This window comes from Candidatus Jettenia sp. AMX1 (genome assembly GCF_030263775.1).
Classification (GTDB): Bacteria; Planctomycetota; Brocadiia; order Brocadiales; family Brocadiaceae; genus Jettenia; species Jettenia caeni.
Map to the genome: position 1 here is coordinate 22,983 of NZ_SZPP01000048.1, position 6,000 is coordinate 28,982.

Consider the following 6,000-nt stretch of genomic DNA (forward strand, 5'->3'; position numbering starts at 1 on the left):
AGCAAGGACTTATGTAAGGGAGCAGAGAGGCAGAAGAGATATCTTGTCTGCATAATTTCCTTCCTGCTCCATTTCTCCTTTTTCCCCATGGTTCTTTATTTCCCCTTTCTGACTCGTTCTGGTTAAGGTCTTTATCTTGTCCATCCTGTCTATCCTGTCAAACAGGTGTCATCCATTGACGATAGAGAATAGAGACATAGATGCAATGCTCCAGAAGGTAGAGAAGCTTCTTTCAGAGGAGAAAGGGCTGTTGCCGGCGATGAGGTCAATGGTAGGGTTATTGGCGTTAGTGATAACCCTGATGGTGGGACATCTGAACCGGAACAGTCGCACCAGCAGTAAGCCGCGCCGTCAAGCGATCCGAATCGCAAGAGGGAAAGCCGTGCGCAAGGTGAGAGGAAGGCAGGAGGGCAAGAGGGTCGTGATGGAGTAACGATGAGAGAGGATACAGGAGTATTTTGGAGAGCAGATGGGGATGCCGGAGAGTGAAGGTTCCCTGTACAACTTTAATACGGAAGCCTACGAGTATTTGGAAGCCCCCGAGGGGAAAACCAAGTCAGAGCTTGCCAAATCAGAGGTGTTGCATGGAGATGAAACGAGCATCAACAAGAACGGTGACAGGTATTGGTTGCACAGTGCATCCAATAGTTTGTGGACGCACTTTTTTCCTCACGAAAAGCGTGGGACTGAGGCGATGGATAGTATCGGGATACTTCCCCAATCTCGGGGAACTCTTTGTCACGACCATCTGAAGTCATATTATAACCTATACCTTACTGTACGCATGCGCTGTGTAATGCGCACCACCTGAGGGAATTGGAAGGGGTGTGGGAAGAGGATAAGAAGCAGCAGTGGGCGAAAGAGATGAAAGCATTGCTCGAAGAGATAAATCGTGCGGTAAAGGATTTGGGAGGCTTGTTGGAAAGCAACGAGTCTGAGAAATACCGGCAAAGGTATCAGTCGATATTACAAAATGCAGAAGCCGAAAGCCCTCCCCCTGATGAAACGAACCGTAAGGGAAAAAGGGGGCGGGTGAGAAGGACAAAGGCGCGCAATCTCCTGGAACGATTACGGGAGTATGAGGGTGATGTGCTGAGGTTTATGGACAACAAAAACGTCCCCTTCACGAATAATTTGGCTGAAAACGATATCAGGATGACGAAGGTTCAGCAGAAGATATCGGGCTGTTTTCGTTCTCTGGACGGAGCAAAGATTTTCTGCCGCATTCGTAGTTATCTCTCGACCTGTCGAAAACAAGAGGTAAATTTGAGCCAGGCATTACAGATGGTATTCCGTGGCGAATTACCTGATTTTGCCCGCTCGTAGCGGCGGCGGGTGAAAATACGCTGAATAGTTACAAATTATTTGCGATTTATGATGAAATTTATGCAACAAATTTTGGTTTCATGCCGTGTATAGCCTTTAATCCCTTATAAATAAAGGAATTCAAGCTGGTATGTAATCTCCTTGCATAAGCTCATGTCGTACTCCTGCCGTACCTTTTTTAAAGACCTACCACTTTGCCAGTATTCCTGTCTGCATTCAGGATATGATCTGTTAATGCCTGGATAGCCCTTTGCCTGCTGTCTAATCCACTATGTGAATATTTCTGTAGCATGCATAGACTTGAGTGACCTGTCATGCCTTGCACCACTACCGCACCAATACCTATAGTATCCAACAGATTAAACCGAACAGCAGATAATGAAACCAGACAAAATGAGCCAGGATTTCATTACACCATCACGGACAAACAAGTTTGTCCGTGTTCACCCTGTAGTATACTGGAAAAGGTATGTCTTAGCCCGACTTTCGCAATTCGAGGGGTAGACAAGCCGGTGAGCCAGGAAATCCAAGGGGTCATGGAAAAAGGTCGGCACTACAAGCCATTTTGAAAATCGACTCCTGTAAATTCAAGGGTTTCTGGGTAATTCTTAACCAAAAATAACCTTTTTTGAGCGTGAATTGCGAAAGTCGGGGGAATTGCCGGGTGTTATACCATCCAAGATGGCAGGGACGTGTAACTTAACAGCCAGGTCTTGATGCAATTATATGGTACAGTGAATAATTAATTGTTGATCCCTCTTGAACGATTTGCTATTCATTAATTGCTTCAATGTATTTACACTTTGGATATGAATTGCACGCCCAGAATTCTTTTCCAGCATTTGTGCCTTTTTTTGCCAATCGCTTGACCATGATGGATGAGCATTTTGGACAAAGCTTTTCCTTCTGCATTTCTTGAGGCTCTTGTTGACATTCTCCTGTAGCTGGGCGGATTTCTTCTTTTATATAGCCCGATATATGTTCTCTGATCTCATTAAGATTGTAGACATTTTTTGCAGGAATTTGGACGAGAGGAACGTCTGCGGACTTGCATGCATCTTGAAGAAAAGTATCTCTTCTCGCTCTGTTTATTGATTTGTGCGAACTATCATTAAGTTCAACCGCACAAATTATTGCCAAATCACTTTTATTGCATAGGATAAAATCAAAGTGCTTCCCCGATATTTTATTAAATGCTCTTCGCCAATTGCTTTGAGAAATACCTCTTTTGGGAATAATGATGTCAGCAACACGTACTTTACCAAAAATTTCTACCTCCTCTCCAACAACTTGTTTTAGTATACCCCAAAAGGAACGTTCGGCAGGTGTGAAGAGGGTTCCCAGTTTTTGATAAGAGTAGTCTAATTGTCGCATTTTAACCTGAGATAATTTTAGAACAATTATAACCAATGCGATGACAATAATTAACCCTATTACAATCCAATTCATCTTCATTTTCCTTTCTTTGCATAATGATAAAGCCTATGATGATTGATGTGTAATGCCATATCTTATTGAGTAAATTTAATGAATGGATATGATACGGATGGAATACTGAGGACAGGAAGAATTAAAATAATTACCACTTTTCTGATCTTAAAGTGTAATGCCATAGCCAGAGTCCAACCCTTTATCAAATCCCATAGTCCCGATGAATTTAATCTGAAGTGGTAGCTCAAAACACCCTCTAAATCTCCATGTAATTTTTCACCACGATAAGGCTCATGTAAAATATTTTCTAAGTGTATATCATAAATTTCTTTTACAACACCCTTATCTAACTTTTTTAAATCACCTTTAACCATGGAATGATACTCATCCTTATAAGACACCTTTAAAAGTCTCCTCCTTTGAAAGAGTTTTAACTTTTTTAGATTTTATTTCATATAGCCTTTTTTTAATTTCTTTACCTTTCCCGGATAACAAGAGAAGAAGCGTCTCTTTATCCTCTTTATTTAATTTCTTAATAGAATTTGCAATATCTTCAACTCTTAATTCAACCTTAATCCCAATACCCATTTTCTTCTCCTTGATAATAGTTATTTTACGCACTATTTTAACACTCTCAATCATCTACATCTAACACCTTACCCATAAACCAGGGTAATCAACTTTACACCTAACTCCAAATATTCCTGGAATATTTGGGCCAAACTAAACACACTTATTTAACAGGCATAATATCAAGATGACTGAAAAATTTCAACTTTTTAGCGGAAATATAATAGCGTTCTAAAAGTGTTCTTAAGGATTCTTTTATTCGTTCCTGGACTTTGCCATCTTGTTTATCAAGAAATTTGAACACATCTTTTTAAAAGCTATTGTCCAAGCCATCTCATACCATCCACGGTTTCGCCGTCTTTGAAATCTTCTTCCGAATTTAACCATCAGTAGCGCCACGTGCAACTTTCCAGTAAAGGTGTCGCTCTTACGTCTGAGACGTTCCCTGGTGCTTTCATTGAAAATATACCATACAAACCGGTCAGTTTAAAGACACAAAGGGTAAATGTTAGGGTAGAGCATGACAGTCTTCTTTCGATTTCCCATCCCCTGGGGGGCTGGTTTTGAATTTTGAGACTCCCAGACCCCTACCATTCATGAGGAAAATTTATGTCGTACCTAATCGTAAAAACATACCGAAACAGACAAAAACAAACAAGAATTAAATTCCCTTGAAAGCCTTAAAATTACTGATAAAATAAGAAAATATGAAAATACATAACAACAAACAAAAACTATTCAAAATCTATGATGAAATTTACGCAACAAATTTTGGTTTCATGCCGTGTATAGAACAGTGTGACGGACGGTGTGAGCAAAAACCGTTATCTGTACTATTGCCTTATGAGGACGAATTTATTTTTAGGCGGAGTGGTAAACATGTATGCAATGAAAAGCTTACATCACCAGAGGGAACTCTCGAAATCATCGGGAGTACCTGTAATTTTACCGATGGTGTGCAATGCTTCATCCACGAACATCGTCCTATTGCCTGCCGGCTGTATCCGTTCTATCCTAATTTAACACCTGAAGGCACATTGGAACTACTCATCGATGAAACCTGTCCGCTTACCGAGTCATTAGTTAAAGATGAGATGTATATATCTCATATCAAATCGGCATTAGATAAGCTTATACCACTCATTGATAAGAATTATTGGGAAATGCTGGGACATATACCGCCAGATCTCTGGGATAAGACCTGTAAGGAAAAGTACCTATGTACATTGCCAAAAGGAGTAAAAAAAAGCTAAGCAAGCCCTGATGCGGTATGATCACACCAGAAAACGAGAACTCGTGTTGTAATCATGAAGTGCATTATAGCAAATAGCACCAGCAACCATAGTAAATATATTCTTTGAGGAAACATCAAAGAGTTGGTTATACATATTTCCAGTGTGAAAATCGGGCAACTTGATAGCGCAGAGGTCTGCCTCAAAACCCTCCTTGATTTGTCCTGTTCTCGACTCCAAGCCTAAGGCCCTTGCGCCATGTATCGTAGCCATAGCAAGTAATGTTTTTGGTAACATGGAGTAATGGCGAGAGAGGAATTTCATCTCATCCAGAATGCTTAAAGTATCATTACTGGCCAGACTATCAGTGCCCAGCCCAACATTGATCTCCGCATGTAACAATTTTTGTATAGGATAGTCTGTATGGCCAAAGAAATGATGACTCCTGGGACAGAAAGCAATACTTGCGCCAGAGGACTTAATTACAGAAATTTCCTCATCGGTAATATAATTACCGTGAATAAGAATGGGATTTACATCCAGAATTCCGGTTTCCCTGAGATAATGGATAGGAGTAAGACCTGGCGGATGCCAAGTATCTGGCAACGCCCGTAGCTGTCGTAGTAAAATGGGAAAGTTACCGGAGCCTTTTAGCAAGAACTCAATTTCATCCCGCGTCTCTGCTATGTGAGTACAAACAGGAATATGCATATCATGAGCAAGTTGAACTATCGCCTTATATAACTCCTTTGAAGCTGAATAAGGTGCGTGGGGAGATAGTCCTATATTGAATAAATCATCTGTTATAATCGAAGATAATTCCGATTGAATTTTTTTCACAACGTTCCTTACATGATCAGGATTCAGGTCAATAACTTCCTTATAAACGACCTTGCGTAAAGGGCTCTTTTTTAATACCGAGAAAGAATGTCCTGTGTTCGTGACATCCGCAGCCGTTGTTGTACCTGATTCAATACAGAATCTAATTCCTTTTTCCAGAGAAGAATTATAGTCTTCATCTTTCCACCGCATTCTTGCCCCTATCAGTTGAAAGACCCAATGGGTAAAATTATTGGTAGGTTTAATACGATGGTGTAAATTCGTTAAGTCAAGATGGGTATGCACATTTATCAGACCAGGCAGGATAACAGCATTTCCTAAATCAATAATCCTCTCAATTTCAGCAACATTCTTAACCTTATCGAATGTGCTAACGTGGTGTATCTTTGTATCTTTTACAGCCACAACACCATGTTCAATACAAGTCTCTGGATCTGTAATAAGGTATTTAGCTTTGACAAGTATCATGTAAAAATTAACGAGAATGAACTTTTTTACAATCATCAATGGCTTTGTTGCACAAATCCGATAAAAAAGCAGTTTTTCCCTGTAGTATGCAATTTATGAGATCGCATAACTTTCCGGCATTCCTAATTTCATC

7 protein-coding genes and 1 pseudogene are annotated in these 6,000 nt (G+C 40.3%); 2 read left to right on the forward strand and 6 right to left on the reverse strand.

Annotated elements, in window-relative coordinates; all coding sequences use genetic code 11:
* Window positions 1-9: 9 nt before the first annotated feature.
* Window positions 10-144 (reverse strand): hypothetical protein, encoded by a 135-nt coding sequence (locus FBQ94_RS14075; protein WP_285442202.1) that lies wholly within the window; start codon window positions 142-144, stop codon window positions 10-12.
* A 31-nt stretch (window positions 145-175) separates the two neighbouring features.
* Here FBQ94_RS14075 and tnpC point away from each other — a divergent pair.
* Window positions 176-1,326: pseudogene (tnpC, locus tag FBQ94_RS14080) on the forward strand (IS66 family transposase).
* A 178-nt stretch (window positions 1,327-1,504) separates the two neighbouring features.
* Here tnpC and FBQ94_RS14085 read toward each other — a convergent pair.
* The 4 genes from FBQ94_RS14085 to FBQ94_RS14100 all read right to left on the reverse strand — a co-directional run bounded on the left by FBQ94_RS14085 (window position 1,505) and on the right by FBQ94_RS14100 (window position 3,345).
* Entirely contained in the window at window positions 1,505-1,681 is a 177-nt protein-coding gene (locus FBQ94_RS14085; protein WP_285442203.1) for a hypothetical protein, read from the reverse strand.
* A 416-nt stretch (window positions 1,682-2,097) separates the two neighbouring features.
* Complete coding sequence (locus FBQ94_RS14090) at window positions 2,098-2,775, reverse strand: DUF2726 domain-containing protein (RefSeq protein WP_007223141.1); 678 nt, start codon at window positions 2,773-2,775, stop codon at window positions 2,098-2,100.
* 62 nt (window positions 2,776-2,837) lie between these two features.
* Window positions 2,838-3,158, reverse strand: coding sequence for a type II toxin-antitoxin system RelE/ParE family toxin (locus tag FBQ94_RS14095; protein WP_040544570.1), 321 nt, complete (start codon window positions 3,156-3,158; stop codon window positions 2,838-2,840).
* Window positions 3,148-3,345 (reverse strand): hypothetical protein, encoded by a 198-nt coding sequence (locus FBQ94_RS14100; protein ID WP_040544573.1) that lies wholly within the window; start codon window positions 3,343-3,345, stop codon window positions 3,148-3,150. Before FBQ94_RS14100 ends, FBQ94_RS14095 begins: the two co-directional genes overlap by 11 nt.
* Before the next feature lie 689 nt (window positions 3,346-4,034).
* Here FBQ94_RS14100 and FBQ94_RS14105 point away from each other — a divergent pair.
* Window positions 4,035-4,580, forward strand: a complete 546-nt coding sequence (locus FBQ94_RS14105) for a YkgJ family cysteine cluster protein (protein ID WP_007223144.1) — start codon at window positions 4,035-4,037, stop codon at window positions 4,578-4,580.
* A gap of 21 nt (window positions 4,581-4,601) precedes the next feature.
* Here the strand turns inward: FBQ94_RS14105 and FBQ94_RS14110 are convergent, their stop codons facing one another.
* Entirely contained in the window at window positions 4,602-5,867 is a 1,266-nt protein-coding gene (locus FBQ94_RS14110) for an amidohydrolase family protein (RefSeq protein ID WP_285442204.1), read from the reverse strand.
* Between the last annotated feature and the right edge of the window lie 133 nt (window positions 5,868-6,000).